Below are 17,569 nucleotides of genomic sequence, written 5' to 3'. Positions count from 1 at the left end.
CGATCTCGATGAGCGTTCGGTGGGCCGTGGAGCCCGCCGACCCGCACAGGCCGGAGGCCGCCGGCCTCCTCCGGCTCTATCTGGCCGAGATGATCAGTCGCTATTACGGGCGGCCGACCGATGACGCCGAAATCGACCAGCACCTCGCCGACGGCCATGACAGCGACGATCTGGCCCCGCCCACCGGGCTGCTGCTGATCGCTCGCCGACGCGGTGCAGCCGTCGGCTGTATCGGGGTGCGCCGCCTCGATGCGGACACGGTGGAACTGACACGCATGTTCGTCCACGCCGATGCGCGCGGGGCGGGCGCGGCCGCCGCGCTACTTCGCGCGGCCGAATCCGCCGCCCGCGAGGCGTACGCCCACAGTATCCGGCTCACCACGCGCAACGATCTCGTGGAGGCCCGCGCCCTGTACGCGAAACACGGCTACACCGCGATCCCGCCGTATGGCGACGATTCCCTCGCCGACCATTGGTTCGAGAAGCGGCTGACCTAGTAGATCGACCGCTCGCAGGACGTGCTGTGCGGTTCCTCCGTGATGAGTGCGGTGGGGTCGTTGTCGCTGCGAAACCTGTTCCGCGTCAGGCCGGTTGGAGGCCGCCGCCGTGGTAGCGGGTGGCGGCGTTCCAGAGGAAGAAACTGTCGATGCCCGCGTCTCGGGTGGCGTCGATCTGGGCGCGGAGTTCGGCGTCGCCGTAGGTGACGCCGAGGCTGAAGTCCTGGAGCCACGGGGCCACTTTCGCACCCGTGCCCGCCGTGGCCGCCGTGAAGTCCTGCAGTGAGCGGAAGATGATGTCGTAGGGCTGGGCGTTGGGGTTCGCGACGCCGTATTCGCCGGGGCCCCAGTGCGACGGGTAGATCATGGGCGCGACGAAATCGACGCTGCGGGCGATGAGCGGGATGTCCTGGGCGATCTCGTCCGGGCGGGTGGAGGCGATTCCGTAGACCGCCGCGCTCAGGTGCGCCCCCGCGACGTGCACGGGGTAGCGGCTCTCGGCGAGGAACCCGGCGACCGCGACCGCGGGGGTATCGGTGAGGCCGGCGAAACGCATGCTGTTCAGGCTGCCGTCGGGGCGGCGGACGTAGTCGTACATGATGCCGTCGAAGCCGAGTTGCGCTGCCTCTACCGCGAGAGCGATGTTGTATCCACGAACGTCGGGGTTGGCGAAATTGGTGAAGGCGATCGGGCCGTAGTGGCTGGAATAGGGTTGCCCGGAAGGATTCTGGACAACCCAGTCGGGTCGGCCGTTGTGCCAGGCCCAGCCCGCGAGAGTCGGATCGCGGAATGCGACGATACGCCCGACTACCTGCAGGCCCATATCGTGCAATCGCCGCAGAGCCGCCGGGGCATCGTAGATCGCCGCGGCGGCACCGGATTCGAGGGCGAGCGGCACCTGGGAGGCGTAGCCGATCACGCCGTCCTCGTCTTTGATGTCGAGCTGCACGGTGTCGATACGGCCCTCACGAGCGAGATCGAGGACAGCTTCGCGCAGTCCCTCGTGCGACCAGGCGTGCGCGGTGACGTGCACCGCGCGCATCCTCGGCAGCGTGCTCGACGTGACCGCCGTGCTGCTGGTCTGATTGCCGTCGGCGTCCGTCGCGACGACCTCGAACGCGGGGGCCCATCGCACCGAGAGTTCGAATGTCCCGTCCGCGGCGGGGACCACCGAATCGGGTCCGATGGACACGCGAGCCGCGTCGGTGGCGGTGCCGCGCACCACGACCGGCGCGCGATAGGAGCTCACCGGATCGGTCGGTGTCATCCGCAATGTCGGCGGCACGGTGTCGGCGACGGGCGATTCCGCGGATCTGCTCAGCGCGAATCCGGCTACCAGGGAGACGACCAGCGACGCGAGGGCAACACCGATAACGGGAGCCATCCATCGCCGTCGATCAGCCGATCGGAGCTGCCATTCCACCGTCAACACCGCCTTTCAAAACCATTGACACGCCAACTATTTCGCAGTTCCGACGCGGCGTACTCGGTATCGATAGATCGACTGTAATCCGTCGCCGCGGCGTAATATCGCATTGATGATGGGCGGTTCGAACACAATGTTTCGGCTCGTGTCGGCGGCAGCGCTGGCGGCCGCACTCACGGCCTGTACCACGGTGAACGATGACGCGGTTCCGGCGCACACGACGGTGCCGGTGACGACGGCGAAACCGGCACCGCCGAATCCGGCCGAAATCGCCGCCAACGAACTGGGATTCGTCCCGGTTCTGATGTATCACCAGATCACCCCGAATCCGGCGGGCGAATACGACCAGACCCCGGCGGAATTCCGGGACGAACTCGAACGGCTGTACCGCGAGAACTACCGCCCGGTGACCGCCGCGCACTACATCTCCGGCGACCTCGACCTGCCCGCCGGTACCCACCCGGTGGTACTCACCTTCGACGATTCCACCGGCAGCCAACTCGGTTTCACCGACACCGGCGCGGTGGCACCGGACAGTGCCGCGGGCATTCTCGCCGAGTTCGGCGCCCGCTACCCCGACTTCCACCCGGTGGCCACCTTCTACGTGAACAACGAGCCGTTCGGCGCAGACCCGCGCGCGCTGCCATGGCTGGTCTCGAACGGCCACGAAATCGGCGCGCACACAGCCGATCACGCCAACCTCGCGAGCCTGGACGCCGACGGCGTGCAACGCGAACTGGTGCAGAACGTGCGCGCGGTGACCACGGCGGCGCCCGGAGCGGTCGTGCGCACCATGGCGCTACCGCTCGGCATCCATCCTCGCGATCACGCACTGGCCACGGCAGGCCACTGGGACGGCACCTCCTACCGCTTCGACGCCGTGATGCTGGTGGGCTCCAACCCCGCCCCCGCCCCCTACGGCGCGGTCGACCCCGGCGGGGTGCCGCGCATCCGATCGGGCCGGGGTGCGGTCCCGTTCGATTCGGCCTATTGGCTGGACTGGCTCGCCGCGAACCCGGACCAGCGCTATACCGCCGACGGCGATCCGGCGCGCATTTCCTTCACCCGGCAGCGCGCGACGGAACTCGACGCGCGCTGGCTGGACCGAGCCAACCCGTACTGAGGCGGGTACTCAGGCGTCCGGGGTGAAAGCGAAGATCTCGCCGAGGCGGGTGGCGACGACGACTTCACCTTCCGGACCGATGGAGGTGCCCGTGGTGGTGCCGGTGGCAGCCGGCAGGGGGTCGGAGTCGATGGTGTTGCCGGTGGTGGTGTCGAAGGTGATGAGGCTCAGGCCCGCGCCGATGGCGGCGACGGTGTAGCCGATGTCGCCCGAGGTGTGTGCCGGGGTGCCACGCAGGGCGAGGTCCTTGCGTTCCCAGACGATCTCGGCCTTGTCGTCCTGGTCGCGCAGCGCGGTCAGGTAGCCGTCGTCGCCCGCCGGGATGATCAGGTCGCCCGCCACGGAGATGCCACCCTGCGGCGCCCACGGCAACGGCTGGGTCCAGCGGGTGGCGCCGTCGGTGGTGTTCAGGGCGATCAGGCGCTTGCTGTTGTCGCCGATGTAGACGGTGCCGCCGTCGGCGGAGAGGGAGGGGCTGGTCGCGCTGCCGCCGGTGAGTACCTCGGCGCTCCACTCCTGGGTCACCGCGCCGTCGGCGTAGCGCATCGCGCGCAGCGCGGCGGCCTGCTTGCCCGGCTCCCAGACGGTGACGAAGAAGCGCCCGGTCGACGGGTCGACGGCGGTGGTATTGGCGACGGCGCAGCGGGGACCACCGGTCCGGCAGTCGTCGAGCCCGTCGCCGGAGGCGGGACGGGTGAGACCGGGGTACTTCAGGAAGTCGGGTTCACCGAGCAACTGCAGGGTCGGCACCACACGACCGCCGGTCTGACGGCTCAGCACGTCGACCTGACCGGACTGCGTCACCGTCAGCACGTTGCCGTCACCGGTGAACTGGATCGCCACCGGCACGCCCGCCACCGGGGTGCGCCATCGCGGCTGACCGAGGTAGTTGAACGAATTCACCGCGCCGTCGTCACCGACGTACACATTGCTGACTCCGTCGAGCACGGTCGGCGCTTCGATCGTCGACGGGCCGAGCGGGTTGCAGAAGCGTTTGCGGCCGGTGAGCATCTGGAAGGAGAAGATCGCACAGTTGCCGGTGCTCGTGGTGACGAACATCTGGCCCTCGGCGCCGATCGTCAACGGCTGGGCGATCGGGCCGCCCACCGGACGTGACCAGCTCAGCGACATCGAGTCCGCACCCCGCACCGGGCTGCCGCTCGCGTTGCTGCCATCGTGATGCGTTGCGGGCCAGCCTTTTCCGGCGCCGACCGTGATGTCGTCCACATCCGTGCCGCACCCGGCCAGCGCCACCACACCGGCGGCAGCGAGCGAGGCAACGACGCGAGTCCGAGTTCGCACCTGCTGATCTCCCTGTGTAATCGGGGTATGGCACGGTAAGTGTGCCCTGCGAAAGTACTCTGTGTACCCGACGACCGAATCCCCGGGGCACGCCCGGTGCGATCATGACGGGAGAGTAGTTCGTGACGAGCATGTGGGGCGCGCCACTGAGCGCGCGCTGGCGTGGATCACGCCGCCGCGATCCGCAGCAGGCCCGATTTCTGACCAGGGATTCGCTGCGCTGGGTGCTCGCCAACCGCGCCTACACCCCCTGGTACCTGGTGCGTTACTACCGGCTGGCCAAGTTCCGCCTGGCCAACCCGCATATCGTGCTGCGCGGAATGGTGTTCCTCGGCCGCAATGTGGAGATCCACGCGACCCCGGAACTCGCGCGCATGGAGATCGGCCGGTGGGTGCACATCGGCGACGGCAACGCCCTGCGCTGCCACGAGGGCTCGCTGCGGATCGGCGACAAGGTGGTGTTCGGCAAGGACAACGTCGTCAATACCTACCTCGACATCGAGATCGGTGAGTCGACCCTGGTCGCCGACTGGTGCTACATCTGCGACTTCGACCACCGCATGGACGACATCAACATGCCCATCAAGGATCAGGGCATCGTGAAGAGTCCCGTGCGGATCGGCCCCGACACCTGGATCGCGGCGAAGGTGACCGTCCTGCGCGACACCCGGGTCGGACGCGGTTGCGTGCTCGGCGCGCATGCGGTGGTGCGTGGCGATGTCCCCGACTACAGCATCGCGGTCGGCGCTCCCGCCAAGGTCGTGAAGAACCGCAAGGTCGCCTGGGATGCCAGTGCCGAGGAGCGCGAGGCCTACATGGCGGCGCTGGCCGACATCGAGCGCAAGAAGAACGCCGCCGCTCAGTCCTGACTCCCGGGTGATTCGGCCGGTTCACGGGAATCGGCCGAATCGCGCTGACACGGCCGCCGGATGCGATGGTTTCTGTCGGTGGGGGTCGGTACGGTCAGCGACGTGGAAAGCTATGCGGCGCTGCTGCGGGGGATCATGCCGACCAACCCGAACATGCGCAACGAGAAGTTGCGCGGGGTGTTCGAGGGGCTGGGCTTCGAGAATGTCGCGTCGGTACTCACGAGCGGCAATGTCGTCTTCCGCACCGCCGACGACCCCGCCGACCTGGAAGATCGCATCCAGCAGGCACTCAACGCCGAACTCGGCATTCCGGGCGGCACCATCGTCCGCAGCCATTCCGAACTGCGCGCGCTCCTCGACCGCGACCCCTTCGAAGGTCTCCCCCACGAACGCGGCTCCTATCTCACCGTCACCTTCTTCAAGACGAAGATGCGCGAAGCCGACACCAAGACCTTCGACGACGACCCCCTCACCCGCGTCATCGGCTACGACCGCAAGGCCCGCGCCTTCCTCACCGTCATCGACAACAGCACCGGCGCGACCCCTGACTTCATGGCCCGCCTGGAGAAGATCTACGGCAAGGACATCACCACCCGTACCTGGCTCACGGTGCAGCGCGTGGTGAAGAAGATGGAAGCCTGACCCGTGACCAGGTGCGGCCGGCCATAGCCGCGCTGTCAGCGGGCGGGAGCGACCGCTCGGCAGAGGAAGACGACGCCGGCGCGGCCGATGCGGGTGATCACCAGGGTGTACGGCGTCGAGCCGCGCTGCTTGAGCTTCTTGCGAAGTCCATCGGGGTCGACGTCGACGCCGCGGATGAGGATTTCCAGGGAGCCGCAGTCACGGCGGTTCAGTTCCTGGCGGAGGGTCTTCTCGCGGAGTTCGAAACGGTCCTCGATGCGGAAGCCCCGCATGCCCGTGGGAACCGTGTCGCCGGTGAGATAGGCGATCTGTGGGTCCAGTTGCCAGAGGCCGTGTTTCGCGGCGTAGTGACGGACCAGGCCCGCACGGACGACGGCGCCGTCGGGGTCGACGATCCAGTCGCCGGGGGCGCGGTCGGGGATGTCGTCGGGGGCGGCGTCGGTGAGCGTTGTCGCGCCGCCGTGGGAAGTCAGGACGGTGGCGCGGCGGGTGACGCCGGGCTCGGTGAGGCCGGGCGACCAGAGGCAGGCTTCGCGGACCGCGCCGTCGAGCGAGACGATCTCCACCTCACCGTCCCAGCCGAGGCGGTCGAAATCCAGGCCGGGCGCGGACTTCACGGCGAGATCGCGGCCCGCGTAGGCGGCGAGCAGATCCGGAAGTGGGGGTTGGAGTTTCGCGGGATCGTAGGTGCGACGGCCGTCGGCCCGACGAGCCGGATCGGCGATGATCACGGTGTCGCGCGTGGTCGGTACGAGGGCATCGGCCCTGGCCAACACGATGTTTCGACTACCAGCCGCTGACGGGGCGGCATCCGAACCGGTCACCGGGCCGCGGTCCACCGCCGATACCGGCCCCACCCCGAGATTGTGGGCGGCCATGGCCAAGCGGACGTCGTCGAGATCGCTACCGACCACAGTCGGACAGGCCGCTGCCAACTCGGACAGTTCCGCGCCGATCGAGCAGGTCACGTCGTGCACCGCGCGGCCGGCCAGGCGGGTCGCCCGATGCCGGGCGACGAGCGCGGGCGTCGCCTGTTGCAGCGCGTCGTCGGTGAACAGCCACTGCCCTGCCGTGGGCAGCTTCACCACGGCCTTACGGCGCAACCGCACCGTCTCGATCAAGGCGGGCGCGAGTGCACCGTGCGCACGACGCACCTGCTCGATATCGCGCAGGTGCGTCGCGGTCGTCAGCTCCAGCCGGTCGACCTCGGCGAGCGCGGCACGGCCTGCCGCGCTGCCGAGATAGGCGACATCGTCGCGGCCGAAGCGATAGCCCACCTACTTCTGCGCCGCGCCCGGCTTCACGCCGGTGATCATCGCGTTGTAGAAGAACTCGCGCGGCACGACCTTGCGCAGCACGTTCTCGTCGAGCCAGCTCAGGCCCAGCCACGCGCGGTACTGCGCCAGGCGGTAGGGCATGGTCAGCTTCTCGTCGGGGACCGCGGCCTCGAAGGTGCGCACCGGCCAGCCCCACAGGGCGGCGGCGAGTTCCTCGGTGGTGGCCTTCACATCGACGGCACCGGCCGACTTCGCCATCTTCTCGAGATCGCTCGGGTCGAAGGTGTGCAGGTCGACGACGGCCTCGAGCGCGGCGGCGCGAGACGACTCGTCCAGTTCGGTCTGCGGACGACGCCAGCCCGACAGGAACGGCAGCTTGGTGATCTCGGTGGTCACCTTCCAGGTGGCCTGGCCGAGGCGACGGGCGTAGATGTTGCCGATGGTGGTGGGCTCACCGGCGAACACGAAGCGCCCGCCCGGCTTGAGCACGCGCAGGCACTCCTTGAGCGCCAGTTCCACGTCGGGGATGTGGTGCAGCACGGCGTGGCCACACACCAGGTCGAAGGTGTCGTCGTCGTACGGGATGGTCTCGGCGTCGGCGACGCGACCGTCGACATCGAGGCCGAGGTGCTCGGCGTTGCGCAGCGCGACCTTCACCATGCCGGGCGAGAGGTCGGTGACCGAGCCGGACTTGGCGACGCCACCCTGCATCAGGTTGAGCAGGAAGAATCCGGTGCCACAGCCCAGCTCGAGCGCACGCTCGTACGGCAGCGGAGCGGGGCCGACGGCGAGGTCGAACCGGCCGCGCGCATACGCGATACAGCGTTCGTCATAGGAGATCGACCACTTGTCGTCGTAGGTCTCCGCTTCCCAGTCGTGGTACAGGACCTGGGCGAGTTTGGTGTCTTTGCGCGCTGCTTCGACCTGGGCCGCGGTGGCGTGGGGGTTCGGCGCCGGGTCGTCGGGATGGACCGTCATGCAGGCCAGCCTAATATGTGCGCCCGGGCACGCCGCTGCTGGGACAAGAGACTGCTCTTTCCTGCGCTCACGACCGGCCGCCGGACTCCCACGAGCGCGAGCCGCCACCGGACCGGACGGCCGGTTCGCACCGCCTCAGCGCGGGATGGCTGGGATGTTACCCGGGTTCTCACAACACCGGCCCGCACGAAGTTAACCCAGGTTCCGGCGGTGTTGCTAGCGACCCGTGAAGGTCGCGGCGTTGGGTCCTTCCGCGGCGAAGGTGCGGGTGCCGGTGCGGGCGTCGTCGGTGTCGAACAGCGCCGACCATTCGGTGACAGCGGTGGAATGGCCGTGCGGCCCGGACTCGAAAACCGCCTTGGCCGCGGCGAGGGCGCGGGGTGCGGCGGTGACGAACTGCGCGGCCCACGCACGCGCCGCGGTGAGGACATCGTCGGGCGCGACGACCTCATCGACCAGGCCGATCTTCTCGGCTTCTTCGGCGCCGACGAAACGACCGGTGTAGACGAGATCCTTGGCCCGGCTCGCGCCGATGAGCAGCGAGAGCCTTCGGATGCCGGAGAGCGGAATCAGGCCCGCTTTGATCTGCGGCAGACCGAGTTTCACGTTGTCGCCGACGATCCGGTGGTCGGCGCCCAGCGCGAGTTCGAGGCCGGCGCCGAGGCAGTAGCCGGTGATCGCGGCGACCGTCGGCTGCGGAACCCGCGAGAGGCAGCCGAGCGCGGCCTGGAGATCGGCGGCCATGGCGGCGGCCTGTCCGGCGTCGAGCTCGGCCAGCTCCGACATCTCGTCGCCCGCGCTGAACACCCGCTCGTCGCCGTAGACGATCAGGGCCGAGACCCCGGGATGCTCGGCCACCGTGGCCGCCGCGGCCGCCACCTCACGGGCCAGCTGGGCGTCGACGAGGTTCAGCGGCGGACGATCGATGCGCAACAGCGCGACGCCACGGGTGGTCGGCTCGGCGGGCAGCTCGAGGGTCACGAATTCGGCCATGGGAGCAACCTACCGGCCGCCGAGTGCACCCAATTGCGGCAGCTCGTCGAAATACCGTTCGTTGTCGGGGAAGTCCGACAGCGGACGCCCGCCCGCCCCGGGCGAGTACTTCGGCATGATCGGCTCGACGACGCGGTCGGCGGCCAGCGCGGCCGCGGTGTCGGCGAACCCGCACAGGGCGTCGAGCTGCGACCACGTCGGTGGCATCAGCACGTGTTCGCCTGCCCGCCAGCTCGCCAGGGCGTCCTGTGGTGTCCGCCAGGCCACCTGGGCGGCCTCGGAGGTGGCGCCGTCGGCGATCTGGCCCTGCGGGAGCACCGCGACGAAGAAGCGGGTGTCGTAGCGGCGGGGTTCGGCCTCCGGCGTGATCCAGTTCGACCACGGACGGAGGAGGTCGGCGCGCAACACCAGGCCCTCGGCCGCGAGGAAGTCCGCGAGCGACAATTCGCGGCGCTCGAGCTTGCCGCGCGCCGCGCGATAGCGCGCCGAGTCGTCGACGACGGAATCCGCGGTCGGTCCGGCAAGCAGCACGCCGCATTCCTCGAACGTCTCCCGCACGGCCGCGGCGACGAGCGCCTGCGCGGTCTGTTCGTCGGTGGCGAAGCGCTCGGCCCACCAGGCGGGTTCGGGGCCCGTCCAGGCGATGTCGGCAGTGCCGTCGGCGGCGTCGACGCCACCGCCGGGGAACACTGTCACCCCGGCCGCGAACGCCATCCCCTTGACCCGGCGCTGCAGGAACACCTCGATACCCGCCTCGCCGTCACGCACCAGCATCACGGTCGACGCGTCCCGCACGGAGACCCCGGACTCACTCATATCGTTCCTCTCCACCACCGAGCCGCACGCCCGGCGAACACCGATCTGCCGACCGGACCGGCTGTCTCCTTCGAGCGCAGCCCTGTCAGCACCCTAACGCCCGCTTGGTCGGCCGTGAGCCGGGATTCCCGGCGACCGGACGCCCAGCCAGGTCAGCCCGGCCGTCGGTGCGCAATCGCGGCCCGCGAGCCGACTCTCAGTTGCGGCGCCGGTGCCCGCCCGAACGACGAGCCCGCCGCGCGAACCACCGCCCGTCGACCCGGTCGAGCGCGATCGACTGGCTGAAGGCGTTGCTCAGATTCTCGGCGGTGAGTACATCGCCCAGCAGACCCTGGCCGACCACCTCCCCCTCCTTGAGGAGCAGCGCGTGCGTGAAGCCGGGCGGAATCTCCTCGACGTGGTGGGTCACCAGCACCATCGCGGGCGCGTCGGGGTCGGCGGCGAGATCGCCGAGCCGTTCGACGAGTTCCTCACGCCCGCCCAGGTCGAGGCCCGCGGCCGGTTCGTCGAGCAGCAGCAGTTCCGGATCGGTCATCAGGGCGCGCGCGATGAGCACCCGCTTGCGTTCGCCTTCGGACAGGGTGCCGTAGGTACGGTCGGAAAGGTGTTCGGCGCCGAGGGTTTCCAGCATGTCGACCGCGCGTTCGGTGTCGATGTCCTCGTAGCGTTCGCGCCAGCGGCCGAGCACGGCGTAGCCGGCCGAGACCACCAGGTCACTGACCTTCTCGTCCACCGGGATGCGGCTGGCCACCGCCGCCGAGGACAGTCCGATACGTGGCCGCAATTCGCTGACGTCGACGCGACCGAGCGTCTCCCCCAACAGATTCGCGTTACCGGAGGTCGGATGGAGTTCGGCGGCGGCCATTCTCAGCAGCGAGGTCTTGCCCGCGCCGTTCGGGCCGAGCACCACCCAGCGTTCGTCGAGCTCTACTTGCCAGGAGACCGGGCCGACGAGGGTTCGGCCCGAGCGACGGATGGTCACATCGGAGAAGTCGATGAGCAGATCGGGATCGGGTTGCGACACGCGCTCCATCTTGGCCCACGCGGGCTCTCAGCGCAGCGACCGGCCCGTGCGAGATTCGTCGATCCTGGTCGTCGACGGGTCACCCGGGCTGCGAACTTCGCTGCGCAACATCCGCGCGGCGACGAAGGAGACCGGCACCGACAGCACAACCCAGACGATCAGGATCACCACAATCGTCGTCATCATCGCGGAACCTCCCTGTACCTCGACGTGCACGGCTGTCGGTTACGTATACCCGTGAGGCGCTGCCGCCACACCGCGTTATCGCGGCGAGTGGCGAAAACCGCAACCCAACTGCCGGATTCGCGTCGCGCGTGTCGCGGCGATCACTGCCGTGGCGGCACCGCGATCACCGTCATCGAACCGGGCGCCACCTCGGTGAAACCGGCGTCGCGCACAGCCACCGCACGACCCGCCGCCACCTCGGCCACCAACCCCGCCCACTGCTGTTCGCCGGCGTCGCGCACCGCGCAGCGGAATCCGCGCTCCGCCCACGCGGCCGCCGCGGCCACGGGCAGCGCACCCGCCAGCAGCATGCTCGCGTGCCCGACCTGTGCGGCCGCCTTGCCCACCGACATCTCCAGCGCCGCGTTCACCCACAGCACCGGCGATGCCGGATCCGCCGGGCCCGGCTCGTCGTGGTCGAGATCGGTTCCGCCGATCTGCAGTTTGCGGATGCGCTGATCGATCTCCCCGACCGGGCCGGGAACGAACGCACGGGCCTGCGCGCCGTCGACCTCGACGGTCACCCCGTCGACGTCTCCCGCGGCCACCCACTGCGCACCACGCGCCCGCCGGGCGACCTTCCTGATCCGCGACCGCTTCCACGCGAGGTACCGCGGCTCCCACTCCCCGCCGGGCCCCGAACGCGGGTCGAGGCACACCGCGACCGCCGCGGCGGCGGCCGCTTCCAGCAGTGCGCTGCGGGCGGGCGGGTCAGCCTTGGGAATGTGCAACACCATCTGCATCGCCTGCACCATCGCCGGATCGTCGGGGTCACCGCCGCCGCCGTAGCCCTGCGCCAATTCCGCGTGCCGAGCGGCGAATTCGGCCGCTTCGTCGCGGACCGGGACCTCGGCCTCTTCCTCGGTTTCCAACCCACTACCCATGCCACAACACCCGTTCGATCGACACCAGTCCGCCCGCCAGCCTAATAGTGCGGGCGCGTGGCCTTCCCGGGCCTTTCCCCGGGACAAGGGTGGTCTCGCGCCGACCGGGCTCAGATCACCCGGACATCCACCATGAAGGTCGGCTCGGGGCCGATCGATGGTTCGCTGGCCGGCCCGTACGTGAACTGCAGCGAGGTCACCCCCCGTTCGATCGCCCGGAACGGCCACACCGTGGCGTTGCCCTCACTGGTCGGCCCACCGTCGGTGATCAGGATGCCCTTCTCGGCGTTGACCATCCCCCACTCGCCGGTCGACGCGGGATCCCGCGGCAGGCGCACCAACAGGCGCTGGCCCACTGTCGCCACGACCGTGCTGCCGTTGGCGAGCAGCTCGATCGTCAGCGGATCGGCCGCGGACTGCGCGACGGCGGTCGGCTGGAGGGTGACGTCATACGGTTCGGTCTCGTCGCCACCGCATGCGGCGGTCGATCCGCCGAGCCCCGCCAGGGCGACCAGGACGAGCAATGACCTGCGCACAAACAACCTCCCGGTGACGAGCGGTGACGACGTGCCTGTGCCGTCACTCTACGTCGGTGAGGTCGCGATTCCGCGTGACGCTACCGGCCGAGCAGCGGAACCCGTCGCACGCCACCGTCACGCGCGTCGGCCGCTTCCACCTCGTCGCGGGTGACGCCGAGGATGAACAGCACCGCGTCCAGGTAGGGGTGCGACAGCGCCGTGTCGGCCACCTCGCGCAGCGCGGGCTTGGCATTGAACGCCACGCCGAGCCCGGCCGCGTTGAGCATGTCGATGTCGTTCGCGCCGTCACCGACCGCGACGGTCTGCTCCATCGGCACCCCCGCCTCGGCGGCGAACTTGCGCAGCGCGGTCGCCTTGAACGCCCGGTCGACGATCTCGCCGACGACCCGCCCGGTGAGCTTGCCGTCGACGATCTCCAGGGTGTTGGCCTGCACGAAATCGAGTTCCAGCTCGTGCGCGAGCGGCTCGATCACCTGCCGGAACCCACCGGAGACCACGCCGCAGCGGAAGCCGAGCCTGCGCAGGGTACGAATCGTGGTGCGCGCGCCCGGGGTGAGCTCGATCCGGTCGGCGACCTCCTCGATCACCGACTCGTCGAGGCCCTCGAGGGTGGCCACGCGCTGGCGCAGCGATTCGGCGAAGTCGAGCTCGCCGCGCATCGCGGCCTCGGTGACCTCGCGGACCTGGTCTTCGACGCCGGCGTGCGCGGCCAGCATCTCGATCACTTCGCCCGTGATCAGGGTGGAGTCGACGTCGAACACGATCAGGCGCTTGGCGCGGCGGGCCAGCCCGGCCCGTTCCACCGCGATGTCGACCTGTTCGGCGACGGCCACCTCGGCCAGTGCGGTGCGCAGCCGCGCGTCGCCTTCGTCGCTGGTGTCGGTCGCGGTGACCATCAGTTCCATCCCGGTCACCGGGTAGTCGGCGATGCCACGGATGGAGTCGATGTTGGCGCCACCGGTGGCGAGTTCACGCGAGATGGCGCTGAAGGCCTTCGCGGTGACCGGGGCGCCGAGCACCACGACCGCGTGCGTGGACATCGGCGGCTTGCCGATCTGCGCGTCGACCGACACGTCGACCTGCATGCCGACGGTGTTCATCGCCTCTTCGAGCTCGTCCTGCAACGCCTCGGGGTCGTTGGGGCACGACACCAGCACCCCGAGGGTGAGGCGACCCCTGATGACCACCTGCTCCACGTCCAGCAAGCTCACCTGATGCCGGGACAACGTCGCCAGCAGCACCGAGGTGACGCCTGGTCGGTCGGGGCCGGTGACGGTCACGAGAACTGTGGTGTCGGCCAAGTCGATCTGCTCCGTTCGATTACCCACAAAAAGAGTGTGCACCCGCTGGTCACCCAGCAGGTGCACACCCTGTCGTTCGGTGGTGTCCTACTTCTTCGCGAGCGCGCCTTCGGACACGTGCGTGCTGTGCTTACCCGAGCCCCAGCCGACGTGCGCCTCGGCCTTCATGCGGTCGACCATGTGCGGGTAGTGCAGCTCGAACGCGGGACGCTCGGACCGGATCCGCGGCAGCTCGTAGAAGTTGTGGCGCGGCGGCGGGCAGGTGGTGGCCCACTCGAGGGAGTTGCCGTAGCCCCACGGGTCGTCGACCGTGACGACCTCGCCGTAGCGGAAGCTCTTGAAGACGTTCCAGATGAACGGCAGCATCGACGAGCCCAGGATGAACGCACCGATCGTGGAGATCGTGTTCAGCGTGGTGAAACCGTCGGACGGCAGGTAGTCGGCGTAGCGACGCGGCATGCCCTCGGCGCCCAGCCAGTGCTGGACCAGGAAGGTGGTGTGGAAGCCGACGAAGGTGGTCCAGAAGTGCCACTTGCCCAGACGCTCGTCCATCATGCGACCGGTGATCTTCGGGAACCAGAAGTAGATACCCGCGAAGGTCGCGAACACGATGGTGCCGAAGAGCACGTAGTGGAAGTGCGCGACGACGAAGTACGAGTCGGTGACGTGGAAGTCCAGTGGCGGCGAGGCCAGGATGACGCCCGACAGACCACCGAAGAGGAAGGTCACCAGGAAGCCGATCGACCACAGCATCGGTGTCTCGAACGTCAGCTGACCGCGCCACATGGTGCCGATCCAGTTGAAGAACTTCACACCGGTCGGGACCGCGATGAGGAAGGTCATGAAGGAGAAGTACGGCAGCAGCACCGCGCCGGTGGCGTACATGTGGTGCGCCCACACCGCGATCGACAGCGCCGCGATGCCCAGCGTCGCGTAGACCAGCGTGGTGTAACCGAAGATCGGCTTACGGCTGAACACCGGGAAGATCTCCGACACGATGCCGAAGAACGGCAGCGCGATGATGTAGACCTCGGGGTGGCCGAAGAACCAGAACAGGTGCTGGTAGAGCAGGATGCCGCCGGTGGCCGGGTCGTAGATGTGGCCGCCCAGGTGGCGGTCGTAGGCCAGACCGAACAGCGCCGCGGTGAGCAGCGGGAACGCGAGCAGCACCAGCACGGAGGTGACCGCGATGTTCCAGGTGAAGATCGGCATGCGGAACATGGTCATACCGGGTGCGCGCAGGCAGACCACGGTGGTGAGCATGTTGACGCCACCGAGGATCGTGCCCAGACCCGAGACGGCCAGACCCAGGATCCACAGGTCGGTGCCGACACCGGGCGAGTGCAGGATGTCGGTCAGCGGCACGTAAGCCGTCCAGCCGAAGTCCGCCGCGCCGCCGGGGGTCACGAAGCCCGCGGTCGCCATGGAGGCACCGAACAGGTACAGCCAGTAGCTGAACGCGTTCAGTCGCGGGAAGGCGACGTCGGGGGCGCCGATCTGCAGCGGCAGGACGATGTTGGCGAAGCCGAACACGATCGCCGTCGCGTAGAACAGCAGCATGATCGTGCCGTGCATGGTGAACAGCTGGTTGAACTGTTCGGGCGAGAGGAACTGCAGACCCGGACGTGCGAGCTCACCACGCATGAGCAGCGCCATGAGGCCGCCGATCATGAAGAAGCTGATCGCCGTGACCAGGTACATGGTGCCGAGCACCTTGGGGTCGGTGGTGGTGACCGCCTTGTAGAGGAACGAGCCCTTCGGCCCGGTCCGGGCCGGATACGGTCGAGTCGCTTCCAACTGAGGGACTGGCCTGGGCTCTACCGCAGTCACTGATCCTCCTGAAGATGCCTGTACGTCACTCGCAGCGTCGGCCGCGCCTCCATGACGGACAGCAGCAGACATGCGTTGGAGTGAATCGTAAACCGTGCTGCCGCAGCATTCCGCGCGGGTCCTACTCTGTGTCGTATTCGGCGCGCCGTAGTTCGCGATCCCGATCTTCCTCCGCAGGTCGCGTGGGTGCAACGGTTGTCGGCGATGACTTTTCGGCGGTCGGCGCGTCATGATCGATGCCGACGCGCGAACATGCCAGCGTCTCTATCGCGCTACCCCTTCAGCCGAGGAGAAGTCATGTCGTTCAGCCCGAAACCCGGTGATCCCACCTGGGTCGACCTCTACACCACTGATCTCGACCGCGCGATCGCCTTCTACGGCGAATTGTTCGGCTGGACCGCCGAACGCGGCGGCGAGGAGTTCGGCGGCTACACCACCCTGCGCAAGGACGGCCGAGCCGTGGCCGGTGCGATGGGTCGGCACGACGATCCGGGCGACCCGTACCCCGATCGCTGGACCGTCTACCTGAACTCCCCCGACGCCCTCGCGACGACGGCGAAGGTGAGTCGAGCGGGCGGCAATGTCATCGTCGAACCGATGGCGGTCGGCGATCTCGGTGCGATGGCGGTGATCGCCGATGTCAGCGGTATCGGCGTCGGTGTCTGGCAAGCCGACACCTTCGCGGGCTTCGAAGCGGTCGGCATCGTCGCCGACGGGACATGGACCGACCACATCGGCGTCCCGTCCTGGTTCGAGCTGATCACCCGCGCCTACGACGAGTCCCTGGTCTTCTACCGCGACATCTTCGGCTGGCGCGACACCCTCACCATCGCCGACACCGCGGACTTCCGCTACACCACCATCCACGCGACCCCGCCCATGGGCGGCGGCATCCTCGACGCCAACGGCCATCTCGCCGACGGCGTACCCGGCTCGTGGACGGTCTTCTTCGGCGCCGACGACGTCGACAAGTCCGCCGAACAAGCGGTCGCCCTCGGCGGCACCGTCGCCTTCGAACCGATGAACACCCCCTACGGCCGCCTCGCCGGCCTGATCGACCCCACCGGCGCGCATTTCAGCATCGGCGGAAACGCCCGCTGAGGCGAAACCCACGGCGGCCGGCGGCGCGCGCACGAGGCTGCCGCCGCCGGGGTTCGCCCACCCAGGGGTGGTAATCGGTCCCCCTGGGAGTCGGCGCACCAACGCTGGGGTTGCTGTCGGATCCCCCTCCCGAAGACGAGATTAGAGGTGTACCCACAGACACCCGTCAAGCCTTCGAAGGGGAACACGATGAGCACCCTGGTCACCGCACCCGCCGACAACGTCATCCCGATGCGCAGCCGCTCGGCCGCGCCGGTCGCCGGTCACCTCGCCGACGCCGATCTGGACCGTTGGGCGAACCGCCTGGCCCGGCTCCTGCTCACCCGTGGCGCCGACGCCGGCGACCGGATCGCCCTCGCTGTCGACCCCCGGATCGAGTCGGTCGTCGCCGAGGCCGCGGTGCGCAAGATCGGTGCGATCCCGGTGTCGCCGATCGAGGGCGCGTCCACCGCCCACGGCGCCGGATTCGGGATCACCACCAGGGCCCGCCGGGGCGAACTCGGCGACGGCGCCGACTGGCTGGTGCTCGACGAGCGCTCGACCCTGCAGCGCTATCTGGTCACCTCCGACGCGCCGCTGGCGGCCACGGAACTGCGCGCAGTCTGCTGAACCCATTCCGATGCGCTCGATACAGGTTCAGAATGAACATAGAGCGCAGTACGCAACGGCGGGTACTACCTACCAGGTAGCTACCCGACGGTCGGGAACCAGAGGTGAACGCCCAGCTCCAGACATGAGAACG

The 17,569-nt window shown here is 68.8% G+C and carries 18 protein-coding genes; 6 read left to right on the top strand and 12 right to left on the bottom strand.

Annotation, left to right across the window (positions count from 1 at the left end):
- Positions 1-26: 26 nt before the first annotated feature.
- The gene (locus ACFTS5_RS20725; protein ID WP_378633260.1) at positions 27-497 is read left to right on the top strand and encodes a GNAT family N-acetyltransferase; all 471 of its coding nucleotides are present in this window, start codon (positions 27-29) and stop codon (positions 495-497) included.
- Positions 498-582: 85 nt separating this feature from the next.
- On the opposite strand, the gene ACFTS5_RS20720 is transcribed toward ACFTS5_RS20725, so the two are convergent.
- Positions 583-1,881 (bottom strand): putative glycoside hydrolase, encoded by a 1,299-nt coding sequence (locus ACFTS5_RS20720; protein ID WP_378633258.1) that lies wholly within the window; start codon positions 1,879-1,881, stop codon positions 583-585.
- A 187-nt stretch (positions 1,882-2,068) separates the two neighbouring features.
- Between ACFTS5_RS20720 and ACFTS5_RS20715 the strand changes: the two genes are divergently transcribed.
- Positions 2,069-3,046: a polysaccharide deacetylase family protein gene (locus ACFTS5_RS20715; RefSeq protein ID WP_378633255.1), complete on the top strand. Its 978-nt coding sequence runs from the start codon at positions 2,069-2,071 to the stop codon at positions 3,044-3,046.
- Between the two features lie 9 nt (positions 3,047-3,055).
- On the opposite strand, the gene ACFTS5_RS20710 is transcribed toward ACFTS5_RS20715, so the two are convergent.
- On the bottom strand, positions 3,056-4,348 hold the full coding sequence (locus tag ACFTS5_RS20710; protein WP_378633252.1) for a PQQ-binding-like beta-propeller repeat protein: 1,293 nt from the start codon (positions 4,346-4,348) through the stop codon (positions 3,056-3,058).
- A 122-nt stretch (positions 4,349-4,470) separates the two neighbouring features.
- Between ACFTS5_RS20710 and ACFTS5_RS20705 the strand changes: the two genes are divergently transcribed.
- Together ACFTS5_RS20705 and ACFTS5_RS20700 are read left to right on the top strand one after the other, a co-directional pair.
- On the top strand, positions 4,471-5,217 hold the full coding sequence (locus ACFTS5_RS20705) for an acyltransferase (RefSeq protein WP_378633250.1): 747 nt from the start codon (positions 4,471-4,473) through the stop codon (positions 5,215-5,217).
- Positions 5,218-5,319: 102 nt separating this feature from the next.
- A complete protein-coding gene (locus ACFTS5_RS20700; RefSeq protein ID WP_378633247.1) occupies positions 5,320-5,859 on the top strand; it encodes a DUF1697 domain-containing protein in 540 nt (179 codons plus the stop codon).
- A gap of 35 nt (positions 5,860-5,894) precedes the next feature.
- On the opposite strand, the gene ACFTS5_RS20695 is transcribed toward ACFTS5_RS20700, so the two are convergent.
- From ACFTS5_RS20695 to ctaD, 10 genes are all read right to left on the bottom strand, one after another.
- Complete coding sequence (locus tag ACFTS5_RS20695) at positions 5,895-7,136, bottom strand: class I SAM-dependent methyltransferase (protein ID WP_378633245.1); 1,242 nt, start codon at positions 7,134-7,136, stop codon at positions 5,895-5,897.
- Positions 7,137-8,114 carry a class I SAM-dependent methyltransferase gene (locus ACFTS5_RS20690; RefSeq protein ID WP_101466273.1) on the bottom strand — a complete coding sequence of 326 codons (978 nt, stop codon included), beginning with the start codon at positions 8,112-8,114 and terminating at the stop codon, positions 7,137-7,139.
- A gap of 216 nt (positions 8,115-8,330) precedes the next feature.
- Positions 8,331-9,107: an enoyl-CoA hydratase-related protein gene (locus tag ACFTS5_RS20685; protein ID WP_378633242.1), complete on the bottom strand. Its 777-nt coding sequence runs from the start codon at positions 9,105-9,107 to the stop codon at positions 8,331-8,333.
- Between the two features lie 9 nt (positions 9,108-9,116).
- Positions 9,117-9,923, bottom strand: a complete 807-nt coding sequence (locus tag ACFTS5_RS20680) for an NUDIX hydrolase (RefSeq protein WP_378633240.1) — start codon at positions 9,921-9,923, stop codon at positions 9,117-9,119.
- Between the two features lie 196 nt (positions 9,924-10,119).
- Complete coding sequence (locus tag ACFTS5_RS20675; RefSeq protein WP_358063630.1) at positions 10,120-10,956, bottom strand: ABC transporter ATP-binding protein; 837 nt, start codon at positions 10,954-10,956, stop codon at positions 10,120-10,122.
- 18 nt (positions 10,957-10,974) lie between these two features.
- Entirely contained in the window at positions 10,975-11,133 is a 159-nt protein-coding gene (locus ACFTS5_RS20670; RefSeq protein WP_378633237.1) for a hypothetical protein, read from the bottom strand.
- 140 nt (positions 11,134-11,273) lie between these two features.
- On the bottom strand, positions 11,274-12,056 hold the full coding sequence (locus ACFTS5_RS20665; protein WP_378633235.1) for a peptidyl-tRNA hydrolase: 783 nt from the start codon (positions 12,054-12,056) through the stop codon (positions 11,274-11,276).
- A gap of 110 nt (positions 12,057-12,166) precedes the next feature.
- Positions 12,167-12,592, bottom strand: coding sequence for a hypothetical protein (locus tag ACFTS5_RS20660; protein WP_378633233.1), 426 nt, complete (start codon positions 12,590-12,592; stop codon positions 12,167-12,169).
- An 80-nt stretch (positions 12,593-12,672) separates the two neighbouring features.
- Complete coding sequence (gene serB / locus ACFTS5_RS20655; protein ID WP_378633477.1) at positions 12,673-13,902, bottom strand: phosphoserine phosphatase SerB; 1,230 nt, start codon at positions 13,900-13,902, stop codon at positions 12,673-12,675.
- A gap of 81 nt (positions 13,903-13,983) precedes the next feature.
- Entirely contained in the window at positions 13,984-15,726 is a 1,743-nt protein-coding gene (ctaD, locus tag ACFTS5_RS20650; protein WP_378633231.1) for a cytochrome c oxidase subunit I, read from the bottom strand.
- Positions 15,727-16,023: 297 nt separating this feature from the next.
- Here ctaD and ACFTS5_RS20645 point away from each other — a divergent pair, with 297 nt between their 5' ends.
- Both ACFTS5_RS20645 and ACFTS5_RS20640 read left to right on the top strand, forming a co-directional pair.
- Positions 16,024-16,827: a VOC family protein gene (locus tag ACFTS5_RS20645; protein ID WP_378633228.1), complete on the top strand. Its 804-nt coding sequence runs from the start codon at positions 16,024-16,026 to the stop codon at positions 16,825-16,827.
- Positions 16,828-17,016: 189 nt separating this feature from the next.
- Entirely contained in the window at positions 17,017-17,436 is a 420-nt protein-coding gene (locus ACFTS5_RS20640) for an AMP-binding protein (RefSeq protein ID WP_378633226.1), read from the top strand.
- The last annotated feature ends 133 nt before the right edge of the window (positions 17,437-17,569 follow it).

The sequence above is a fragment of the Nocardia sp. NPDC056952 genome, from assembly GCF_042674185.1.
Classification (GTDB): Bacteria; Actinomycetota; Actinomycetes; order Mycobacteriales; family Mycobacteriaceae; genus Nocardia.
The sequence above is the reverse complement of the archived record's forward strand: the minus strand, read 5'-3'. Positions and strand labels throughout refer to the sequence as shown.